Annotated in this window: 21 protein-coding genes and 1 pseudogene; 8 read left to right on the top strand and 14 right to left on the bottom strand. The window is 70.1% G+C overall.

Going from position 1 to position 21,215, the window contains the following annotated elements:
• Positions 1–56: 56 nt before the first annotated feature.
• Positions 57–926, bottom strand: coding sequence for a dioxygenase family protein (locus BKI49_RS19685; protein WP_095935580.1), 870 nt, complete (start codon positions 924–926; stop codon positions 57–59).
• Positions 919–2,052 carry a maleylacetate reductase gene (locus tag BKI49_RS19680; RefSeq protein ID WP_095935579.1) on the bottom strand — a complete coding sequence of 378 codons (1,134 nt, stop codon included), beginning with the start codon at positions 2,050–2,052 and terminating at the stop codon, positions 919–921. Before BKI49_RS19680 ends, BKI49_RS19685 begins: the two co-directional genes overlap by 8 nt.
• Before the next feature lie 398 nt (positions 2,053–2,450).
• On the opposite strand from BKI49_RS19680, the pseudogene BKI49_RS19675 reads away from it, so the two are divergent.
• Both BKI49_RS19675 and BKI49_RS19670 read left to right on the top strand, forming a co-directional pair.
• Positions 2,451–3,022, top strand: a pseudogene (locus tag BKI49_RS19675) (CoA transferase subunit A); the annotation flags it as partial.
• 421 nt (positions 3,023–3,443) lie between these two features.
• Positions 3,444–4,037 carry a malonic semialdehyde reductase gene (locus tag BKI49_RS19670; protein WP_095935578.1) on the top strand — a complete coding sequence of 198 codons (594 nt, stop codon included), beginning with the start codon at positions 3,444–3,446 and terminating at the stop codon, positions 4,035–4,037.
• A gap of 410 nt (positions 4,038–4,447) precedes the next feature.
• Here the strand turns inward: BKI49_RS19670 and BKI49_RS19660 are convergent, their stop codons facing one another.
• A complete protein-coding gene (locus tag BKI49_RS19660) occupies positions 4,448–4,858 on the bottom strand; it encodes a PIN domain-containing protein (protein ID WP_095935576.1) in 411 nt (136 codons plus the stop codon).
• Positions 4,855–5,076, bottom strand: coding sequence for a type II toxin-antitoxin system VapB family antitoxin (locus BKI49_RS19655; protein ID WP_179332503.1), 222 nt, complete (start codon positions 5,074–5,076; stop codon positions 4,855–4,857). The genes BKI49_RS19660 and BKI49_RS19655 overlap by 4 nt, the downstream gene beginning before the upstream one ends.
• Before the next feature lie 266 nt (positions 5,077–5,342).
• On the opposite strand from BKI49_RS19655, the gene BKI49_RS19650 reads away from it, so the two are divergent.
• Entirely contained in the window at positions 5,343–5,558 is a 216-nt protein-coding gene (locus tag BKI49_RS19650; RefSeq protein ID WP_095935574.1) for a type II toxin-antitoxin system VapB family antitoxin, read from the top strand.
• Entirely contained in the window at positions 5,555–5,977 is a 423-nt protein-coding gene (locus BKI49_RS19645; protein ID WP_095935573.1) for a PIN domain nuclease, read from the top strand. Before BKI49_RS19650 ends, BKI49_RS19645 begins: the two co-directional genes overlap by 4 nt.
• Positions 5,978–6,555: 578 nt before the next feature.
• Here BKI49_RS19645 and BKI49_RS35550 read toward each other — a convergent pair.
• The 3 genes from BKI49_RS35550 to BKI49_RS19630 form a co-directional block, all read right to left on the bottom strand.
• Positions 6,556–7,350, bottom strand: coding sequence for a DUF2637 domain-containing protein (locus tag BKI49_RS35550; protein ID WP_218835039.1), 795 nt, complete (start codon positions 7,348–7,350; stop codon positions 6,556–6,558).
• Positions 7,351–7,946: 596 nt separating this feature from the next.
• Positions 7,947–8,132: a hypothetical protein gene (locus BKI49_RS19635; RefSeq protein ID WP_095935572.1), complete on the bottom strand. Its 186-nt coding sequence runs from the start codon at positions 8,130–8,132 to the stop codon at positions 7,947–7,949.
• A gap of 91 nt (positions 8,133–8,223) precedes the next feature.
• Positions 8,224–9,471, bottom strand: coding sequence for a glycosyltransferase family 2 protein (locus tag BKI49_RS19630; protein WP_179332501.1), 1,248 nt, complete (start codon positions 9,469–9,471; stop codon positions 8,224–8,226).
• A gap of 475 nt (positions 9,472–9,946) precedes the next feature.
• Between BKI49_RS19630 and BKI49_RS19625 the strand changes: the two genes are divergently transcribed.
• On the top strand, positions 9,947–11,959 hold the full coding sequence (locus BKI49_RS19625) for a DUF11 domain-containing protein (protein WP_095935796.1): 2,013 nt from the start codon (positions 9,947–9,949) through the stop codon (positions 11,957–11,959).
• A 298-nt stretch (positions 11,960–12,257) separates the two neighbouring features.
• Here the strand turns inward: BKI49_RS19625 and BKI49_RS19615 are convergent, their stop codons facing one another.
• Positions 12,258–13,028: an SDR family NAD(P)-dependent oxidoreductase gene (locus tag BKI49_RS19615; protein WP_095935570.1), complete on the bottom strand. Its 771-nt coding sequence runs from the start codon at positions 13,026–13,028 to the stop codon at positions 12,258–12,260.
• A gap of 180 nt (positions 13,029–13,208) precedes the next feature.
• Between BKI49_RS19615 and BKI49_RS19610 the strand changes: the two genes are divergently transcribed.
• Positions 13,209–13,859 (top strand): TetR/AcrR family transcriptional regulator, encoded by a 651-nt coding sequence (locus tag BKI49_RS19610; RefSeq protein ID WP_095935569.1) that lies wholly within the window; start codon positions 13,209–13,211, stop codon positions 13,857–13,859.
• A 71-nt stretch (positions 13,860–13,930) separates the two neighbouring features.
• Here BKI49_RS19610 and BKI49_RS19605 read toward each other — a convergent pair whose 3' ends face one another.
• A complete protein-coding gene (locus BKI49_RS19605; RefSeq protein ID WP_095935568.1) occupies positions 13,931–14,701 on the bottom strand; it encodes a calcium-binding protein in 771 nt (256 codons plus the stop codon).
• A 241-nt stretch (positions 14,702–14,942) separates the two neighbouring features.
• On the opposite strand from BKI49_RS19605, the gene BKI49_RS34790 reads away from it, so the two are divergent.
• Positions 14,943–15,131, top strand: coding sequence for a hypothetical protein (locus tag BKI49_RS34790; RefSeq protein WP_179332500.1), 189 nt, complete (start codon positions 14,943–14,945; stop codon positions 15,129–15,131).
• 236 nt (positions 15,132–15,367) lie between these two features.
• On the top strand, positions 15,368–15,691 hold the full coding sequence (locus BKI49_RS19600) for a DUF6191 domain-containing protein (RefSeq protein WP_095935567.1): 324 nt from the start codon (positions 15,368–15,370) through the stop codon (positions 15,689–15,691).
• Positions 15,692–15,885: 194 nt separating this feature from the next.
• Here BKI49_RS19600 and BKI49_RS19595 read toward each other — a convergent pair whose 3' ends face one another.
• From BKI49_RS19595 to BKI49_RS19575, 5 genes are all read right to left on the bottom strand, one after another.
• Positions 15,886–17,115, bottom strand: a complete 1,230-nt coding sequence (locus tag BKI49_RS19595) for a cytochrome P450 (RefSeq protein WP_095935566.1) — start codon at positions 17,113–17,115, stop codon at positions 15,886–15,888.
• Positions 17,116–17,173: 58 nt separating this feature from the next.
• On the bottom strand, positions 17,174–18,565 hold the full coding sequence (locus tag BKI49_RS19590) for an NAD(P)/FAD-dependent oxidoreductase (protein WP_095935565.1): 1,392 nt from the start codon (positions 18,563–18,565) through the stop codon (positions 17,174–17,176).
• Positions 18,555–18,800, bottom strand: coding sequence for a ferredoxin (locus tag BKI49_RS19585; RefSeq protein ID WP_095935564.1), 246 nt, complete (start codon positions 18,798–18,800; stop codon positions 18,555–18,557). Before BKI49_RS19585 ends, BKI49_RS19590 begins: the two co-directional genes overlap by 11 nt.
• A gap of 162 nt (positions 18,801–18,962) precedes the next feature.
• A complete protein-coding gene (locus BKI49_RS19580) occupies positions 18,963–19,676 on the bottom strand; it encodes a hypothetical protein (protein WP_257004869.1) in 714 nt (237 codons plus the stop codon).
• Between the two features lie 145 nt (positions 19,677–19,821).
• Entirely contained in the window at positions 19,822–21,072 is a 1,251-nt protein-coding gene (locus BKI49_RS19575) for an MFS transporter (RefSeq protein ID WP_373557566.1), read from the bottom strand.
• Positions 21,073–21,215 lie beyond the last annotated feature (143 nt).

Genomic DNA, 21,215 nt, shown 5'->3' with positions numbered 1-21,215 from the left:
CGGCCCTCGTTCATGGCGTGCAGACAGCCGACTGCTTACGCGGCGGGGGTGACGCTTCAGCCCGCGGGGAGGAGTTCGAGGACGAAGGTGTGGCGCAGCACCGTGTACGGCTGGTCGGTCGGCCCGCGCCTGGGCCCGGAGTCGGCCGCGTACGTGTCATAGGACGCGACCAGCGAGTCCTTGACCCCGAACACCGGATCCGCATCCAGATACGGGTCGTCCGAAGGGAACAGCATGGTGGTCACGCGCTGGAATCCCGGAGCCTCGATCAGCAGGTGCACATGGGCGGGACGCATGAGCGACCGGCCGGTCGCGCCCATGATCTCGCCGACCGGGCCGTCACCGGGTATCGGGTAGCTGGATGGGCGGATGGAACGGAAGCTGAAGTGTCCCGTCTCCTCGGTCCGGAACAGCGCACGCATGGCCGGGTCGACCCGGCCGGGCACATCCACGTCGTAGTGGCCCTCCGCGTCGCTGTGCCACACGTCCACCGCCGCGCCGGCCACTGGCGCTCCCTCACGGTCGACGACTCGTCCCTCGAAGAACAGCGGGGTACCGGGCAACCCTCCAGAGATGTCGGCGGCGTCGGGAGGCTGCGGCCTGTCGTCCCTGAAGAAGGGGCCGAGGACGCTGTTCTGTGTGGCTTCGGCAGGGCGTCGATTGCTCAGGGCGTCGACGAGCATGGTGACACCGAGCACGTCGGACAGCAGGATGAACTCCTGGCGCGTCGGGGTGCACATCTGCCCGGTGCGAGTCAGGAAGTCCACTCCCCGGGCCCACTCCTCCTCCGTCAGTTCCACGTCACGGACGAAGGCGTGGACGTGCCGCACCAGCGATTCCATGATCTCCGCGAGGCGGGAGTCCTTGGTGTCCCGCATGGTCGAGATCACGGCCTCGGTGATGGTGTCGCTGGTCAGATCACGCATGGCGTGCTCCCGTTGTGGTCGAGGCTTCGATGACGGAGTCGGATTGAGGATCTTCGTTGCCCGGTGAGGCCGACGGCGCTTCCCCGGCCCAGGCGCGGGTCAGCAGGGCGCGGACAGCGATCCGGTCCACTGGTCGCGGATTCCAGTAGCCGTCCCTCATGACGAGTTCGGCCGCCTGCTCGATCCCCGATTCCGGCATGCCGAGGTCCCGCAGCGCCCGGGGGGCGCCGAGCCTCCCGGCGAAGTCGAAGAGACCGCTCGCGGCCTCGTCCCCCCGCAGCGCCTGCGCGATGCGCGCCATGGCCTCCGGGGCCGCCGGCCCGTTGTGGGCGACCACGTGCGGCAGGACGACGGCATGGGTTTCTGCGTGTGGAAGCCCGAACGTGCCGCCCAGCACATGGCACACCTTGTGATGCAGGGCCATGCCCACCGTGCCGAGGCACGTGCCCGCCAGCCACGCCCCGTACAACGCATCCGCCCGCGCCGCTACGTCGTCCGGACGCCGCGCGACGACCGGAAGGGATCGGATGAGGGAGTCGAGTGCTTCACCGGCCATCAGGAAGGCGACCGGGTCCCGGTCCTGTGCATAGAGGGCCTCGACGGCATGCGCCATGGCGTTGATGCCGCTGACCACCGATGTCGCCATGGGAAGTGTGAGCGTCAGGTCGACGTCGTACACCACCGTGTCGAGCATCGCTTCCGGCAGCCGTCGGGTCGTCTTCCTGCGGCCTTCGGTCTCTCCGAGGATCGGCGTCATCTCCGAGCCCGCGTAGGTGGTGGGTAGCGCCAGCTGCCGAAGACCGGTCCGTACGGCGATGGCCTTGCCCAGGCCGATGGTCGATCCACCGCCGAGGGCGAGCACGGAGTCAGCTCCCACGGTTCTGGCGTACGCGACCGCCTTCTCCGTGACGTCGACCGGGGTGTGCGCAGCCGCTTCGGTGAAAGTTCCCGCTGCTGCGGCACCCAGCAGGTCGCGCATCTGGGCCGCCTGCTCCACTTGACCAGGGGTGCACAGGATGAGCACCCGGCGGCATCCGAGAGCATCGGCTTCTTGCGGAATGCGGCCGCGCGTACCGCTGCCGAAGACCACCTTGGTGATCTGTCCCCGGTGCACGAACGTCTTCATGAGAATTTCCTCGGTCCTACCACTCCTGTATTCATGGAGGAAAGCGTCGACACTCGGATGATGTGCGTCAATAAGATCTGTGAGTGATAACGCGGATCGGCGCGGGAATACCCTTTTCGCGCGACGTGCACCGACCCAGCGGCCTGTGGATCGGATGCGATATCCCTCATCTGCGGGATGCCGATGGATGCCCAGGCGTTGCAGCGTGGAAGCACGTGTCTGACGGGTGGGACGCGACGCGAGGAGGCGGGCGGGTCTGCGGCAAATCCGCTCCCGCAATTCCCACGACGTCCGCAACGATATTGGAGAGCCCGGCCGAATTCTTGATGCTGCGTCACGAAAAACAGCGTCCGATGGGTCCACATCGTTGAGAGGCAGAATAAAGGAAGACGGATGAGGTGGTCGCCACGGCTTTGGAGGCTGTTTCGGATCTGCCGGAGGGTGCGTCGGCGGCGGTGGGCGGGTTCGGGTTGAGCGGTGTGCCGGATGTGCTGATCCAGGCCCTGTTCGAGCGCAGGGTGTCGGGGCTCAGCGTGGTCTCGAACAACTGCGGGGCGATGGAGTCGGGCCTGGCCGTGCTACTCGGGGCCGGGCGGATCGCCCGTGTGACGGGGTCGTACATCGGCGCGAACAAGGAGTTCGCCCGGCAGTATCCGGCCGGTGAGCTGCAGGTCGAGCTGATCCCTCAGTGCGAGCCGGCGGCGCCGGGATCCCCGCCTTCTACACCCCGGCCGGGGTGGGTACGCAGGTCGCCGACGGCGGGCTGCCCTGGCGCTACGACGGCTCGGGCGGCGTGGCGCCGGCCTCGCCGCCGAAGGAGGTCCGCGAGTTCGACGGCACCCGGTACGTGCTGGAGCGCGGCATCCGCACCGACTTCGCGCTGGTGCGGGCCACGAAGGGCGACGAGCACGGCAACCTCGTCTTCAGCAAGTCCACCGCCCGGAAGACATGCCTTGCCAGCGGACGGGGCGGACACATCCATGCCATCCCCCGCCCCGCGCGTCCAGCCCACCGCATCCACTTCGACATCACGCCGCACCACCCTGTGCTGCTCGCCCCGGACGATCAGGTGAAGGGCCATCAGCCTTAGGGATCGCGGGGTTCATCCAGACCGGTTTCTTTGTGGCACGCTCCGGTTGGCCATCCAGCAGCAAGGATCGCTCGAATAGGCGATGCCCCTGGCCGGTGCCTGCCCGAAGCTGATCGCGATGCCAGCGGACCGCAGGGCGCGGCCGCGTCGACGCCGGCTTTTTCGAAGCCGTCGGTCCAGGCGGCGTCCCCGTCGAACGCGCCCGAGTCGCAGGCGCACCAACACCGCCGTGAATCGGCCGGGCGTCAGCGCCCGACTCTTCTGCGCACACCATCCACCATTACCGAAACAGGGATGCGTCATGTCTCTCGCACTCCACCCCACCGCCCAGGACCTTCTGTTCCGAGAGGCCCGGACAGCCAATACCTTCACCGATGAGCCGGTGACGGACGAACAGATGAGGGCCATCTACGACCTCGTCAAGTACGGCCCCACCTCGATGAACCAGCAGCCGCTGCGGATCGTCCTGGTCCGCTCCGACGACGCGCGGCAGCGGCTGGTGCCGCATCTCGCCGAGGGCAACCAGAAGAAGACCGCCACCGCCCCGCTGGTCGCGATCCTCGCCGCGGACAACGAGTTCCATGAGGAGTTGCCGACCCAGTTCCCGCACTTCCCGCAGGCCAAGGACCTGCTCTTCGCCGAACGCGTGGTGCGGGAGAGGTCCGCTGCGCTCAATGCAGCGTTGCAGGTCGGTTACTTCATCGTCGGCGTCCGCGCCGCCGGTCTGGCGGCCGGCCCGATGACGGGATTCGACGCCGAGGGGATCGACAAGGAATTCTTCGGTGACGGCGAGCACTCCGTACTGGTCGTGGTCAACATCGGCACACCCGGAGATGCCGCCTGGTTCTCGCGCAGCCCGCGCCTGGCCTACGACGAGGTCGTCACCACTGTGTGACGCCGGGCGCGCATCTGTGGCATCCGGCTGGGGACCCTGGAGGACGTGTTCGCCTATGCCGCGGCCGAGGACGTCACCTTGCGGATCGACGGGATGGCGGCAGCGGCAGGACACTCCGCCGAACGACCTGGTGCCCGTTCGTACCCTTCCCCCAGCACGCCGAACGCATCCTCAACGACCAAACCTGGGAGGCCCTGGCCGCTCCTCGACCAGCCATCGGCCAACGCATGTTGGACGACGCCCGCAGTCCCGCTCGCGCCTTGACCCCGGGCCAGGCCGGTGTGGCGGGACTGTTCGCCGGTCAGGGCGGTGGCCAGGAGGCTCTGCGCCAGGGTCTCGGTCAGGTCGGACAACACCAGGGCAGGTGCCGGCGTCGAGCCGTTCCATGACGCGCAACGGGGGAACGCGCCTCAGGCGATGTCGTGCACGTTGTGTTCGAGCAAGTCGGATGCGTGTCGGGCAATGGCCCGGTAGTCGGCATCGTCGTGGAGGACAGCCAGGCCGTGGTGGGCGGCGGTGGCGGCGATGACGAGGTCCACCGCCGAGGCGCTGCGATGCTCCCCGGCCTGGGCCGTACGGCGTTGCACCGCGCTGATCCAACGCCCCGCGTTCTTCGGCACCGACACGTCGGGATAGAGGTCGGTGAACATCTCCGCGATCTCGTCGTACTCACGACCGTTCCGGGCGCTGTACAGGAACTCGGTGCGTTGCACGTAGCAGGATGCGACGGCCCCGGCGTCGATCGCGTCGTACCAGGCCGACTGCAGTTTTGGTTCGCGGAGCAGCCGGACCAGGCCGGAGGTGTCGAGCAAGTAGATCACCGGCTGTGCTTCTCCGCCCGGTGCAGGCGCTCGGCGTCCTCGACGGCACCCCACTCACGCGCACGCTCGAAGTGACGGCTGATGCGCGCCGCACGCTCCTGCTGTTCGGCGTAGAAGTGCAGAGCCAGGTTGACCGCCTCCTTCTTGGTCCTGACCTTGGCCAGAGACATGGCGCGCTCCAGGGCGTCATCATCGATGTCGATCTGGGTCACAGACATACGAGCCCCCCTACGAAATGTTGGTGATGTACATAGAAGAGTATGTCACCAACATTGACGACGCCACATCTGCCACATCCGAACGTCAGATGTGCAATCGCAACGGACACTCCAGATCAGTCCGGCAGGCGATGCCCGTCGGTCGGCGCGAAGCGCCGCGCGCCCCCCGCGACGCCTGGCTGATCGTCCTGCCCTGTTGGACCGACCTGTCACACATCACCTAGGATATAAAAGATGACAGCAATGATATCAAGGGAGGTTGGCCGATGAGTCGAACCGTGATCGACCTCGACGATCAGCTGGTAGCGGAGGTGGCCCAGGCTCTGGGCACCAGCACCAAGAAGGAGACAGTGAACACCGCGTTGCGCGAAGTGCTGGAGAACCGGCGGCGCGCTCTGGCGCTTACCCGTCTGCGGGCCGCGGCCGCCGAGGGTGCGTTTGACCTGGACCTCTTCGAGGACAAGGGGAATTTCCGCCGGTGAACGCCGCGCAATACCTGATCGACACCAGCGCGCTTGCCCGCCTGCTGCGCGGCGACGCCGAGCAGTTCGGGTGGGACCAGGCAGCAGCAGCCGGGCTCATCGCCACCTGTCCCATCACCGAGCTGGAGTTCTTCTACAGCGCACGTTCCGCCGCCGACCGCGCACAAGGCATCGACAACATGCGCCTGCTCTTCGGCTGGGTGCCTGTCGACGACCGCGCCTACGACCGCGCCTGGCAGGTCCAGGAGATCCTCACCCAACGCGGACAGCACCGCAGCGCCGGGGCCGTCGACCTCGTGGTGGCCGCCACGGCCGAACTGCAGGGGCTCACTCTGCTGCACCGCGACCGGGACTTCGAGTGCATCGCCGCCGTCACCGGCCAGGCACTCCAGTGGTACGGCCCCGAAGCCGGCAAATGAAACCAACGGCGAGCGTCGGCCGTTCCGAGCATGCCGCGACCGCCGGCCTTGCAACGTAGAACGGGCTTCACCCAAGCTCTGTGCACACGCGAAGGCGTTACCCAACTGGACGTCCGACCGAGCCCCGGCCAACACCGTGCCCCTCCGTGCACGCGCTCTGCCCACCGGTCTTCGCGCCCCGTGCCCATAGCGTGCCCGTAACAGCGGACAACTACGGTCAACAGCGGTGTGATCAGGCCCGCGCAACCGTGCCAGCACGCCGAATCAGCGCAGGTCAGCGACCGTCCGGCCGCCCAAGCGCCGTCGCTTCCCAAGCTGAGAGCGCGAGTTCGATTCTCGTCACCCGCTCCATGAAAGAGGCCCAGGTCATCGACCCGAGCCTTTTCGCTGTCCGCTGCGAACACGCGTCGCATGCCGGGTGCGCGCCGGAACGCCGACCGTCCGGATCACCCTATTCAGGGCATCGAACTTCCGGCCCGCGCACACGACTTCGATCCCCGACAGACCGACCGCGTCACAACGCTCACTACTGGTGGAGGCCGCCCGCACCGCGCGGTCCTGCCCCGGCCGGGTCTGCGCTACTGCCGGTGACGGCGTGACGCCTGCCGCGGCGGCAGGGTCAAGGTGATCTGCCGGACGAGCTGCTGGAAGCACGCCAGGGACGCCAGAGCGGGCAGGGCGGCTCCGGCGATACCGGTGAGGGTCTTGTCGGCCTCAGCCACACACAACGTGATCGCCACGGAGGAGAACAGCAGAACGATGAACCATGAGTGCATGGCCCGGCGCCGATGCAAGGCGGTCCGCAGGATGGAGAGAGAGGCCACCATCCAGGGGCCGTACACGAGAATGGGCCACTGCGGGATCGTCCCGTTGCTCGAGTCGGACGAAATGCTCTGCAGAGGCGCGTAGGCCGCCATGCCACCGAAAACGCTGACCATCGCCACGATGACGGCAATGAATGCGAGGATGACCAGGCTGCCCGTTCGAAACCACTTGATTCGGGGTCTTCTGACTCGAATCTTCCGATGCGCGGCAGAGGACTTCCGGATGGGCGGAAGCTGGGCGGTGATCTTCGCCAGATTCTCCATCGGGTCGCTGAAGTCGACGCCGGGTGCCGACTCGCTGCGCGGTGGCGGCACCACGGCCACCGGCTCCGCCGGAACGGCCGCCGGCTCCGGCGGAACGGCCTCCTGCAAGAGGTACGCGAGTTCCTCGACCGGGTCCCAGCCCGAGTCGGGGGGCATCACCAATGGTGCCCCTGGATGCAAGGCATCGACAGGGGTGTCGTGCCAGCCGGCACCCGACCCATACGAGTATGCGTCGGAATACCATTCATGCTGCGCAAAGGAGGGATCCGCATACTCTCGGTTCACAGAAATGCGCCCCCTTTACGCACGGTCCGCGTGGCAGTCGAACTCTTCCTGACGGTTCCACCGCTGATCCAGTTCCTCCTGAAGCGCCTCCAGCAGCACAAGGAACTCGCGGAGCAGTGACTCACCGACCTGCACTTTGACTCGCGCGTCACGCTCACGCAAGGCGTTACGCGGCACGAGCGCCGAGTTTGCCACACCAGTCACGTAAGCGTATTTCTCCGCTTTCGCGTCACGGGTCACGAGCGGTTTACCCTCCCCCGTGTCGCAGCGAGGCATGCCATGAGGCCTTGCTTTCGTCATATCCCGCTAACGCCGCTCACACTCCTCCAGATGCGCGGCAAATGAGTGACCCTAGGGCAGGGGAAACGTTGAGGAGAGCATTTCTTCATTAATGTCCACCCGCACATCGATCCGCACGCCATGAGTCGAACGGGTTGTCTTCTAAAATCTTCTTGCGCCGGAAATAGAAGTCGTTGTAATGACCTTCAAAGCGTGACGTCGAGGGGCGACGTACAGCGACGGTGGGCGCGGACCAGAGGTGGGCGGGTGCTTCCTGCTCGAGGAAGACCCCGCCCACAGCGTCGTCGGATCGTGACTCAGTGGCCGGCCGCGCTGGCGTCGCGGCGTCGGCGGCGGACGGCCCCCGCGTAGGTGGTCAGGCCGCCCAGGACCAGGGCGAGGCTGGCCGCGATGATCAGGTGGGTGGTCGACGAGGTGCCGGTGGCCGCGAGGGAGGCGGCTCCGGCGACGATTCCGGTGCCGGTGCCGCTGAGGTAGTTCATGATCTTCTTCCTCTCGGCGACCTGTCGGTCGCATCTGCTGGGTGGGGCATGTGCATCAGGTGACGAGAACGCGTGGGTGCCGCCGTGCCGGTCACTTCCAGGCGGAGACACCGGTGGCGTACGACTTCACCACCGAGGTGACGAACCAGTACGCGCGCACGGTGGAGAAGACCAGACCCGGCAGCATCAGGACGTCGACGAGGACGCCCTTCCAGCCGAGGTGGCGGGTGCGGAAGGCGGCGTACGCGATCCAGAAGGCGACCAGGCACAACCAGACGGGATCCAGGACGAAGCCCTTGCTCGCGATCACGCCGGTCCAGGTGGCCAGCCAGCCCAGGGTGTAGAGGAAGCCGGCGAAGCCGAGCACCATGCTGGTGATGGAGAACCACGTGTGCTTCGTCCAGCCGCGGCGGCGCAGGGTGTCGACCGTGCCGCGTCCCCACCGCTCCCGCTGGCCGATCAGTTCACGCAAGGTGGGCATGAGGTCGGTGTAGGCGATGCAGTGCTGGTTGGCCGTGACCTTCCAGCCCGCTTCCTTCAGCGCGAGCGTCGTCTCGTAGTCCTCCACGAGGTTGGCGTGGTCCTCCCAGAACACCTCGCCGCGCCAGCGCAGGATGCTCAGCAGTGCCTCGGTGCGGTAGAAGGAGCCGGCGCCCGACATGCTGTGGATGCCGAAGCGGTAGCGGCCTCGGGCATAGCGGCCGTACTCCATGATCTGCATGCCCAGCAGGTAGCGCTGCCAGAGGTTCTTCCACAGACCGGTGCGGCCGAGGCAGGTCGCGCTGAGTCCGCCCACGCGCCGGTCGGAGGCCATGACATTGCGCGCTCGCTCCAGGAACTTCGGGTGGAGGCTGGTGTCGGCGTCCATGACCAGCAGGTACTTCGCGGCGGCCGCGAGTCCGCCGGGTACGCGGTTCAGCCAGCCGATGCCGTGGTTGAGGGCGCCGGCCTTCTTGTGCGGGTTGTCCGGCAGGTTGAAGACGACGGTGCGCGGTACGCCGGGACGGCCGGCGAACTCGCGGGCGAACTCCTCGGTCCGGTCGGAGGAGTTGTTGACCACGACCACGATCAGGTCGGGCGGTGTGCTCTGCGCGGCCAGTGATTCCAGCGCCGGCAGTACGCCGTCCTCCTCGTCGCGGGCCGGGAGGATCACGGCGGTCTCCATCAGCGCGGCCGCTCCCTGGGTCACCAGCCGTCGCCGGTGGGTGCGGTGCGCGCGTCGGCCTCTGTGTCCGTGGTCGGATCGGCCGCGGTCGTGGTTCTCGCCGGTGGACGAGGGACCTGACGACGTCCTCGCCGCTGCGCCCGAGTGTCCGGCGGTGGTCATGTAGTCCGACATGATGTGGTTGTTGCCCCCCGCGGCATGGCTGCCGCTTCTTTCCTCGCCGGCCCTCGGGCCGCCCCCTTGCCCACTGCCGCCCGGTGCCGTTTCCCCCGGCACGGAGCAGACACCACCACTGCGACGAGCGGCGGCACGAACGGCCATTGTCGAGGCGCGGGTCACGGTCCCGGAAGGGTGACGGCGGGGCGCGCGGCAGCCCAGGGGAGGGTGGTGGAGCAAGAACGCGATCGGGTGGTGAAGGCGGGGCGCGTGCTGAAGCGGGCAGGCTTGTCGAACTTGCCCTGTGCGCCGGGGAGTTCCTGCCGGCCGGCCGACGCGTTCGTGCGGTGTGCGGAGGCCGCTCCGGGTGCCGGACCCCTGCACCGCCGCCGGCGTGCGTCCTCACCCCCGGGTGTGGATTTCGGCGTCCAGTGAGCGCAACGCGGCCCAGCGACGGACGGAAGGCCGCACGTCCGCCGCGAAGCTGCGGCCCATGCTGATCTCTCATCTGCGGCCGGCGCTGCGTGAGTACCGGGGAAGACGCCGCCGGTCACGGTCGGTCCTGGCCGGGCTCGTGGCGGCCACCGGCCTGGCGCTCGTCCTCGCCCTGCCCGGCACCGCGGCCGCCGCCCCCGGCGACCTGGACCCCGCCTTCAGCGGCGACGGCAAGGTCCTCACCGACTTCGCCGGCACCGACTACGCCGACGACGTGAAGGTGCAGCCCGACGGCAAGATCGTCTCCGTCGGCTCGTCGGACGGCGACTTCGCGGTGGCCCGCCACAACGCCGACGGCACCCCGGACACCGGTTTCAGTGGCGACGGCAAGGTGACCACCGACATCGACAACGGCCAGTACGACGAGGCCCACGGCGTGGCGGTGCAGCCCGACGGGAAGATCGTCGTGGTGGGCACCAGCTGGCGGGACTTCGAGGACTGCTGCTGGTTCACGGTGGCCCGCTACAACGCCGACGGCAGCGTGGACACGTCGTTCGGCACCAACGGCAGGGTGCTCACCGACTTCTCCGGCCCGACCGAGGCCATGGACGTGGCGCTGCAGCCCGACGGCAAGATCGTCGCCGCCGGCTACTCCGGGGGCCGGGCCGCCGTGGCGCGCTACCTGACAACTGGCGCCCTGGACCCGGGTTTCGGAACCGGCGGCATGGTGACCACCGACCCGTCACCGGGATCGCTGGAGGAGGGCGGCGATGCCCGCACCCTGGTGTTGCAGCCCGACGGAAAGATCGTCGTCGGAGGTGAAGTCGGCACGACCCGCTTCGATTTCGTCCTCATCCGCTACAACGCCAACGGCACCCCGGACACCGGTTTCAGCGGTGACGGCATCGAGCGCACCGATTTCGGCGACTACGAGTCCGTGGAGGGGCTGGCGGTCCAGTCCGACGGCAGGATCGTCGCGGCCGGGGGAAGCGGCGGCAGGTTCGCACTGGCCCGCTACAACGGGAACGGCAGCCTGGACACCACCTTCGGCACCGCGGGCCGGGTCCTCACGCCCGGTGGCGGCGGGGCCCAGGACGTGGTGCTGCAGTCCGACGGCAGGATCGTCGTGGCGGGCAACAACGGGCCCGGCGGCGACTTCGCGGTCCTGCGGTACGGCACCGACGGGAGCCCGGACAGCGGCTTCGGCACCGGCGGCCTGGTGACCACCGACCTCGGCGGCAGCGACCAGGCCCGCGGCGTGGCGCTCCAGTCCGACGGAAAGATCGTCGCCGCCGGTCAGGGCGGTCCGAACACCGACTTCGCCCTGACCCGCTACCAGGTCGCCGGCACACCGCCGCCCCCGCCCGGGGTGGACCTGGCGGTCAAGAAGACCGGCCCCGCCACGGTCAGCATCGGCGACCGGCCGACGTACACGGTGACCGTGACCAACAACAGCACCACGGCCTCCGCCACCGGCGTCCAGATGTCCGAGACGCTCGGCGGCCCGGCCGCGTCGATCACCTCGGTGACCACCACCCAGGGCACCTGCACCCGGACCGCCACCACGGCGAACTGTGCCCTCGGCACCCTCGCCCCCGGAGCGAGTGCCACGGTCAAGATCGCCACCGAGCCGCGGGCCGGTGGCACCCTCTCCGACCGGGCCACGATCAGCGCCACCCAGACCGACCCGGTCCCCGGCAACAACTCCGCCACGGCGACGACCACCGTCAACAACAACCGCGGCTGCACGATCATCGGCACCAGCGGCGACGACACCATCAACGGCACCTACGGCAACGACGTGATCTGCGCCCTCGGCGGCAACGACACCGTCAACGCCGGCTTCGGCAACGACACCGTGTACGGCAACTACGACAACGACCGCCTCGACGGCGGCTACGGCACCGACACCCTGAACGGCGGCCCCGGCAGCGACAACCTGCTCGGCAACTACGGCAACGACAACCTCGACGCCGTCGACAACGTCTCCGGCAACGACACCGCCAACGGCGGCTTCGGCACGGACACCTGCACGGCGGACACGGGCGACACCCGGATCAGCTGCCCCTGATCACCACAGGAGGGCTTACGCCGAAGGCCGTCACCGGTACGGGGGACGGCCTTCGGCGTGCACAGGGTGGCGGACCGTCGGTTCCTCCACCACAGGCCGCCGACGCCTCGGGGTACGGCGCCACGGAGGCGCGAGGCGCGAGGCGCGAGGCGCGAGGCGCGAGGCGCGAGGCGCGAGGCGCGAGGCGCGAGGCGCGAGGCGCGAGGCGCGAGGCGCGAGGCGCGAGGCGCGAGGCGCGAGGCGCGAGGCGCGAGGCGCGAGGCGCGAGGCGCGAGGCGCGAGGAGAACGGATCCTCCGCTAGGCGGCGACGACCGCGACCCCCGTCCTGCCTCCGTCGACGTCGACCACGGTCCCGTGCACGAAGGCCGCCTCGTCACTGGCCAGCCAGACCACGGCGTGCGCGATGGCGTCCGGCGTGCCGACGCCACCGGCCGGGGTGCCCTTCATCATGATCTCGCCGGGATGCGGCTCGGCGCCCTCCGGGGCCGGGGGCAGGATCACACCCGGCGACACCGCGTTCACGCGCACGCCCATCGGTCCGAACTCCGCGGCCCAGGCCCGCGTGAGCGTCTCCATGGCTCCCTTGGTGGAGCTGTAGAGCGCGCCGAGGGGAACGGCCAGGCGTGCGATCCACGAGCCGAGGTTGACGACCACCCCGCCGCCGGACTCCGCCATGGCCGGGGCGACGGCGGCGGTGAGGAAGAACGGCGCCTTCACATTGACGCCGTAGACCGTGTCGAACGTCTTCTCGTCGGTGTCGGTGGTGCCGGGGGCCGGGTAGATGCCGGCGTTGTTCACCAGGATGTCGATCCGCCCGCCCAGGGTCGCACGGGCCCGGTCGGCCAGATCCCGGGAAGCCTCCGCGCTGCCGTCGAGGTCCGCCGCCAGGAAATCGGCCCGGCCGCCGGCCGCCCGGATCCCCTCGACCACCTGCGCACCCCGTTCCTGATGGCGCCCGGACACGACGACATGGGCGCCCTCGGCTGCGAACGCCTCGGCGATCGCCTGCCCGATATTGCTGGTCGAGCCCGTGACCAGCGCCGTCTTGTTCCGCAGTCGTTCAGCCATGACGCGCTCTCCCTTGTCTCGCGGTGTGCGGACCACTGTGCGTCGCAAAAAATGGACCAGCAAGTCCAGACTGGGAGGGGTCCCTCAGGGGCGGCTCCGGACCCGCGGAGCCTGGCCCTCCTGCCGTAAAATGGACCCGTCGGTCCATAGCCGTCCAGCCGAGAGAGGAGGGTGAGGCCGATGTCGGATGCTCCGACCGCGAAGGGCCGCGCCACCCGGGCCCGCATCGTCGAGGGGGCGGCGCAGGTGCTGCGCGAGCAGGGTGTCGCCGTCACGACTCTCGACGACATCCGCAGCCGCACCGGCACGAGCAAGAGCCAGCTCTTCCACTACTTCCCCGACGGCAAGAGCGAACTGCTGCTGGCCGTGGCCCGGTTCGAGGCGGACCGCGTCCTGGAGGACCAGCAGCCGTACCTGGGATGCCTGGACTCGTGGCAGGCCTGGCGCCAGTGGCGGGACGTCGTGGTGGAACGCTACGAACGCCAGGGCGACTCCTGCCCCTTGGGCGCCCTGTTCCTCCAGGTCGGCCGGTCCAGCCCGGGAGCACGGGCGATCGTGACCGAGCTGATGCGCCAGTGGCAGCGGCAGCTCGCCCACGGCATGCGCGCCCTCCAGGCGAACGGCCTCGTGCCCGCGGCCCTCGACGTGGACCGCACGGCCGCCGCGCTGCTGGCGGGTATCCAGGGAGGCGTGACCATCATGATGTCCACGGGCGACTCGACCCATCTGAGGGCGGCGCTCGACACCGGCATCGAGCACCTGCGCGCGAGCGGGGCCGAGTCGGGTGCCACGACGGGAGCCGAGGGGAAGGCCGGGGCGGGGCCGACCTGACGGCCCCCGTCGTCGCCGGCGTGGCCGACGGCGACGACGGCCGGGTCAGCGGGCCGCGGTGGGAGACCCGCTCACTTCACGTCGAGGTAGTCGCCGGTGGCCTTGGCCGCGGGCGTGGTGCTCGTACCCGCGAAGTAGTAGCGCCAGTAGCCGTCGGCGGAGGCGGTGACCGTGGTCCTCAGGTTTCCGGAGCTGTCGCTGTTCACGGTCTTGACCGTGCTGTACGTACTGCTGCCGGCCTTGCGGAACTGCAGTTTGACGGGCTGTCCGGTGTACCCGTGGTACAGGTGGTCCTCCCAGTTCGCCCGGGACAGCTTGCCCGCGACGGTGATCGCCTTGCCCTTGGCGACCGGCTCCGGCGAGGCGTTGACCGTGAGCTTCGAGTAGCGCTGCACGTGGAACGTGCCGACGTCGGTCTTCTTCGCCGAGTCGCCGTCCTTGGCCTTCGCGTACGCGCCGATGTGCCAGGTGCCGGCCAGGGCGTTGTAGTGCAGGTCGTACTCGGGAACGATCGTGTACGTCGACGTGCAGGTGACCGTCGTTCCCGACGTGCACGTGGTGCCCGCGTCCGAGTCCTGGGTCCAGAAGGCGTCCGGGTCGCTCCACGTGCCGTGGTAGAGGTACGTCTGTCCGGACGTGACACCGGCCGGATCGGAGGCCGTGAAGGTGACCTTGAAGGTCACCTTGTTCGTCGTGCCGACGGCGACGTCCTTGCCGCCGTTCACCACCACGTTCGACACCTTGGTGTCGCCCACCACGGTGTCCGCGTGAGCCGACGGAACCGCGACGGCGGCGGCTGCCAGCGCACCGGACAGAACGGCGCCGATGGCGAATTTACGCATGAGATCCCTTAGGAATGAGGCCTGTTGCCCCCGGCAGGCGCCCGATTGGTGAACGAACTGTAAGGGACACCGAAAAGCGTCCGTACACCCGGTCCCGGGCACCGCGCGGCGCTCCTGACCTGCGCCTGCCCGCAGCGCCCCGGACCTCCGGCCGCCCGCCCCGAAATCGTGTCGTGTCCGCGCCCCCGTCCCCCTATCCTGCCGATTTCGGGCCACCAGGGGCCCGGAGAACAGGGGGACCGTGAGCAGAAGACGCTACGTGGCCAGGGGCGTGCCGGGCGGCTACCGGATCTGGGACAACCGCGGCCGCCGATTCTGGGGCGACCTGTACGAGCTGTGCCCCGACGACCTGCTGACCGAGCTCAACGGCGCGGCGGACGGCGAGCGGATCACGGAGCTGCTGCGGCGGTACCGGGGCTTGAAGCGGTAGGGCACCGCCGCTCTTCGACATCACCGCGGGCCCACGCCGGACCGCGTCGGCGACCGCGCCGCGCACCTCACCCTTGGACGGCGTTCGCCCAGGACCCTCGAAGGTGCGCGAGAACAGCGGTTGCGGCGATCCGCCGGAAACTCCGTGCCCTGGGCACCTGTCCGGGCGAGGCCGGTCCCCTTGACGAAACGTACGGACCCTCTGGGCATCGGCCCACGCGTGCGGATACTTGCGGCATGGAATTCGCCGTCCTCATGACCCTGCCCGGGCTGGTGATCGCGCTGACCGCCGTGGCGTTCGCCGACCAGCTGTTGCTTCGGGCCGGGCGGGCCGGGCTGCTGCCGTGGCGCAACGGGGCACGCCAGGGGCAGATATCGGCGACCGGCTTCGAGCAGTTGCACGCGAGCCTGTCGCCCGGGAAGCAGGACGAGCTGAAGGAGCGGCGGTCCTCGCTGGTGATGCGGGACGACGAGGAGGACGGGGCGCCGCCCCACCGCACGACGGTGGACCTGGACGGAGGGGTCGCGGTCGTACGGATGCCGCACGCGGGTCGGGGGTAGGGCCCCGGACCGAAGGCGGTGGCGTCCGTCGCACGCGCGACCACGCGGGGGTCGGGCACCGGCCGCCGGCACAGCGCGAGCCGCCCGATGTCACAGTGGGCGCCGCTCCCCGACCGGTGCCGCAGGACCGCAACGCGCGCCATGTCCCGGCCGGGGCCGCAGTGCGAACCGGCCGGGTGGCGCGGGCGGCCGATTCAGCGCAGGGCGTCGAAGGTGATCTCGAGGTGGCGCGGGCCGCGCAGGACGGCGTTCGGGCGGTAGGGCGGCGGGTCCTCGACGAGACGCGGGTTGTCGAGCCGACGGGCCAGTTCGGCCAGCGCGATCTGGGCCTCCAGGCGGGCCAGCGGTGCGCCGAAGCAGCTGTGGATCCCGCTGCCGAAGCCCAGGTGCTGGATGTCCTCGCGGTCCGGGTCGAAGCGGTCGGGCTCGTGGAACCGCTCCGGGTCCCGGTTGCCCGCGGCGAGGACGAGCCAGATGCGTGAGCCCTTCGGGATGGTGACCCCGCGCAGCTCGATGTCCGCGATGCAGGTGCGCTGCGGCACGAGCTGCACCGGCGGTTCGTAGCGCAGGAGTTCCTCGACGATCTTCACGGACAGGCCCGGGTCGTCGCGCAGCCGCCGGAGGTACTCCGGGTGACGCAGCAGGGTGAGCATGCCGTTGGTGATCAGGTTGACGGTCGTCTCATGACCGGCGATGAGCAGCAGCACCGCGGTGCTGAGCACTTCCATCGTGGTCATCGCGCCGTCCGGACCGTGGCTGTTCACCAGGTCGGACAGCATGTCCTCGCGCGGTTCCCTGGCGCGCTGCTCCACCAGCCCGTTCAGGTACATGCCGAGCTGGAGCCGGGCCTCCTGCGCGGTCTTCATGGACTCGGCGCTCGTACGGGTGTCGGGGTCCAGGCCCGCCACGATCGGGTCCACCCAGGAGCGGAAGCGGGGTTCGTCCTCGCGCGGCACGCCGAGCAGCCGGCAGATCACGGTCACCGGGAAGGGGTACGCGAACTGGTCGACCACGTCGATCTTCCGCGCGTCCCCGAACCCGTCGATCAGGTCGGTGACGATCTGGGCGAGTTCACCCCGCATGGAGTCGATGCGGGTGGGCCGGTGCGGGGGACCGAAGGAGCTGTTGGCGATCCGCCGCAGCCGGTCGTGCTCCGGCGGGTCGAGCCGGATGAAGCTCGGCGGCAGCCCCGTCGCCTCCGGCCCGGACAGCTCGTCCTCGCTCGCGACGGCGAGGTTGGTGAAGTCGGAGCTGATCCGCGGGTCGTGGAGCAGGCTCTCGATGTCCCAGTACGAGCTGATGACGTACGGACCGCCCTCCTCCTCGTGCAGCACCGGGGTCTTGCGGAGCTCCTCGTACAGCGGATACGGGTCGGCGCGGTTCGCGTAGTCGGTGATCTGGCGCAGGAGCGGGGCTTGCGACATGAGTGGTCCTCGGGGGCGTGCGGGTCCGTGGGGACGTCGAGCGGTGGCGGGACTCCGGTCAGTGGCGGGCCGGGGTGAAGACCAGCTGCCGGTCGGACGGCGAGTAACCGCTGAGGGTCACGGTCGGGCCGTGCGTCGGCAGGGACGGGTCGGGGAACGCGGCGTCGACCGGCTGCCGGCCCTCGGGACGGCGGTCGACGGTCGCGAACTCCACGGGGAACGGCGCGCCCCGCTCGATCTGCCGCTCGTAGAACTCCAGCCACCGCGTGTTGTCGAAGCTCACGGCGGCGATGATGCGTCCCTGATAGCCGTAGACCCCGACGAACCTGCGCTCGGCCAGCGAGCCCTGCGTGATCATGATCTGCTCGCCCATCGGTGGGACACCGACCGACTTGATGTTCACCCCGAACTGCGAGGACCAGAAGGCGGGCACCCACAGGTGCGGACGCCGCTCGGCGCTGGAACTGATCATGTTGTGCGCGGCGACCTCCGCCTGGGCCACGGCGTTGCCCCAGTGCTCCAGCGAGAGGAACTGGTAGCCGAACAGCGCGTGCGGGGACCGGGCGACGTCGCCGGCGACGAAGATGTCGTCGGTGACGATGCCGCGGAAGTCGAAGGCGCGGCAGCCCGCGTCGCAGGCGATGCCCCGGGGACCCGCGCCGAGCCCCGACCCGGTCAGCCACTCGGTGTTGCGCATCGAGCCGAGCGAGACGACCACGAGGTCCGTCTCGACGACGCTCTCGTCGGAGAGGTGGGCGGCCTTCACCCGGCCCACCGAGTCGCTCTCGAGTCCGGTGACCATGACGCCGGTACGCAGGTCCACGCCGTTCTCGTGGTACAGCTCCGCGGACACCGAGCCGATCACCCCGCCGAGGGCGCCGACCAGGGGCGCGCCCGCGCGTTCGGCGACGGTGACCGCGAGGCCCATCTCCCGGCAGGCCGAGGCGACCTCCGACCCGGCGAACCCGGCGCCGATGATGAGGACACGGCGCGGGCCGGCCTTGAGCCGCCGGTACAGGGCGGCGGCGTCGTCCCGGGTGCGGAGCAGGAGGACACCGTCCAGGTCCGCCTCCGACTCCTTCGGCCAGGGCCGGGCGCGGACGCCGGTCGCGATCAGCAGCCGGTCGTACTCGACCTCGTCCCCGTCCGCGAGCCGTACCCGCTTGGCCGTCATGTCGAGACCGGTCGCGGCGACACCGAGGCGCCACTTCGCGTCGATCTCCCGGCGCCGCGGCAGGTCGGTGTGCAGGGCGGACGCCTTGCCGAGCAGGACGGCCTTCGACAACGGCGGCCGGTCGTAAGGGTCGTAGGGCTCGTCGCCGATCATGGTGAGGGAACCGGTGAAGCCCTCGGCGCGCAGGGTCTCCGCGGCCCGCAGGCCCGCGAGCGAGGCGCCCACGATCACGATCCGGCCCTCGCGCCTGAACCGGTCCAGGTAGTCAGTGGGCATCGGACGACTCCCGGGCGGCCTCGTCGGACCCGGCGCCCGCGCCGTGCAGCCCGTCGGCCGTGATCGCCTGGACGGGGCAGGCGGCGACGGCGCGCGCCAGCTTCTCGCGCTGTTCCTCCTCGGCCCGCGGGTTGTAGACCAGCGCCTCCTCGCCGTGCATGGCGAAGACGTCCGGCGCGAGGAACGCGCACTGCGCGTATCCCTGACATTTGTTGAGATCGACGACAAGCCTCATCGACGCTTCGACCTTTCGACGGCAGGGTCCGTTGCGCACCGCCTGTTCGGCGTTCGCCCGGGGACGGGGTCCCGGTCATCTCCCGCAAGTCAGCTTGGGAGCCGGGCGGGTCCCGCGCCCGCCGGGAGTGGCCGATCGGGTGAGGACACCGGGCCCGGGGCGTCAGTCCGCCACGGGGATCCGCGCGCTGCGGCCCGCCACCACGAAGATGTAGGCGCCGATGACCAACGACCAGGCAGGGAAGACCAGTTCGACCCACGGGACGTTCGACGAGACGAACAGCAGCGTCAGGGTGGTGAGGAAGCCGAGCACGGTGAGCCAGCGGGGCAGGACGCCGAGGCGGTGCCCGATCACCGACAGGGAGCAGGTGAAGACCGCCGCCATCCGCATCGCGTACCCGATCATCAGGGTGTAGGCGAAGTGACGGCCGAAGTCCCAGGTGGGCAGCGAGGGGGTGGGGCCGGCGGGATGTGCGGTGGACAGCACGGCCCCGGCCGCCGCGGCGGCACCGAACATGGTGGCGGTGAAGACCAGCCCGCTGCCGAGGAAGACGGTGGCGAGGAACTTGTCCTCGCCCTCCCCGACATGGGCCCGTACGGCGCCGAGGAACCAGAGGAAGAAGATGCCGGCGAACGGCACGAGGGCGAGTGCCGTCCGTACGGCGGTGCGCCGCGCCGAGTCGCTGAACCCCTGGGGGCTGACCGCGTCGGCGCCCTCGGGAATCCCCAGCCGGATCAGCACGATGGCCGCGGCGAGCAGCAGCGCGAACACGATCCCGGCGAGCCCGGCCGCCCTCGGCGTCTGGAGCCCGGCCGCCCGCGAGGTCTGAGGGGTCCGCCCCGACGACGACCGTCCCCCCGGGCCCGTTGTCTGCATGCGCCGCTCGCCTCCTCCGATCCGGTCCCCGGCACCCAGCAAGCCGTCTCCCGGACGGCGGCGCCACCGGGAGACGGCCGAACGGCACACGTACGGCGCCACGGGCCCGGCGTGCCGGGCGCGGCTCCGGCCCGGGCCGCGGGGTTCAGGACCCGCCCGGCCGCCGGGCGGGGAAGCCGTGCGTCCGGGCGCCGGCCACGACGAGCAACGCCGGTACGAGGAGCGCGAGGACGCTCCACGGGAAGGCCCCGGCACCGCGCAGGTCGAGCAGCAGACCGCCCACGGCCCCGCCGGCGGCCATGAACGAGTTCCAGGTGGTGACCAACAGGGCCTGGCCCCGGTCGCCCCCGGCGTCGGTCACCGCGGTCTGCAGGAGGGTGGCGACGCCGCCCCAGCCCAGCCCCCACAGGACCACGGCGGCGTAGACGACGGCGGTGTGACCGGCGAGCAGCGCGAGCAGTGCGGCGGCGGCCAGGAACAGGGCGGCGCCCGCCACGGTGAGCGCCCGCAGTCGCCGGTCGACCCACGCTCCGGTGACCCAGATGCTCAGCAGGGAGGCGATGCCGAAGACCAGCAGCACGGTGTCGCGGGAGTCCCCCATGCCGTGCGCGTCGAGGAACGTGGCGATGTACGTGTAGAGGATGTTGTGGGCCAGCACATAGGTGGCGACCACGAAGAGGACGGGCACCACCCCGGGCAGGCGCAGGGCTCCCAGCACGGGCGCCCGGTGCTCCGGCGGCTGCCCGGGGTGGTCCGGGACCGCCGCCGCGATCCATCCGACCAGGACGACGGCGACCGCGGTGACGAGGCCGAAGGTCAGGCGCCAGCCGAACGCTCCGCCGAGGAACGTCCCCACGGGGATGCCCAGGGACAGAGCCAGCGGGATGCCGACCATGGTGATCGCGATCGCCCTGCCCCGCAGCCGGGGCGGTGCCAGCCGGCGGGCGTAGCCGACCAGTTCGGCCCACACGACGGCCGCGGCCATGCCCGCGACGAACCGGAACACCATGGTGAGGGCGTAGTCGGACGAGAGGGCCGTGACCGTGTTGGCGGCGGCGAAGGCCGCCACCGCCGCCAGCAGCAGCCGCTTGCGCCGCCATGCGGCCGTCGCCTTGGACAGGGGTATCGCCGAGACGCCCGTGGCGATCGCGTAGACGGTGAGCGCCTGCCCCATCGCGGGCTCGCCGACCGACAGGTCCCCGGCCATCTCGGGCAGCACGCCCGCGGGCAGCGCCTCGGTCAGCACACCGAGGAACGCGGCGGTGGCCAGGGCCAGCAGGGGCGAAAGGGGCAGCCGGTCGCCCTCGCCCCGGGCGGACGGCGCGGACGGCGCGGACGGGAGGGAGGAGCCGGGCCGGACGGAGGAGCCGGGCCGAGCCGAGGACCCGGATGACACGCTGGGATCGGCAGGAGCGGCACGCTCCGCCGGAGCGGCGGGCCCGGGGTGCTCATGGGGCTCAACTGGCAGGTTCCGCTGGGAAGTCGACATGCGGGTATGGTCAAACCCTCACACTGATGTGAGGGTCAACCCGGTCCGTC

The organism is Streptomyces sp. Tue6028, from assembly GCF_002300165.1.
GTDB lineage: Bacteria > Actinomycetota > Actinomycetes > Streptomycetales > Streptomycetaceae > Streptomyces > Streptomyces siamensis.
Note: the sequence above shows the minus strand (reverse complement) of the source record. Positions and strands in the feature narration are given on the sequence as shown.